This is a genomic window from Staphylococcus canis (genome assembly GCF_016238445.1).
In the GTDB taxonomy this organism is placed as follows: Bacteria; Bacillota; Bacilli; order Staphylococcales; family Staphylococcaceae; genus Staphylococcus; species Staphylococcus canis.
In genome coordinates this window covers 1-255 of sequence record NZ_JABANU010000100.1, presented here as the reverse complement: position 1 = coordinate 255, position 255 = coordinate 1, and the positions used below count along the sequence as shown (strand labels likewise).

At 34.1% G+C, this 255-nt stretch carries 1 pseudogene; it reads left to right on the top strand.

The features are described from left to right. Positions 1 to 255: pseudogene (locus HHH54_RS11700) on the top strand (ISL3 family transposase); the annotation flags it as partial.

Below are 255 nucleotides of genomic sequence, written 5' to 3'. Positions count from 1 at the left end.
GGCATAGCCAATACAGTCTAGTTCAATATTTATTAGGTCTGAGTGAAGAACTTGAAATGACATATATAACAGGGCACTTTATCTTAGAAGCACTGAAATCAAACTGTATTAAGAAGTTAGAAGTCGCGTTGTATTCTTCGAAACGTAAGCCGATATTCAAGGGACTTAAACGTGTTATTCAAACACTTATTAAATACTTACCTTACATCACGAATACAGTAAAATACCCCCATTTAACAAATGGACCAATTGAAG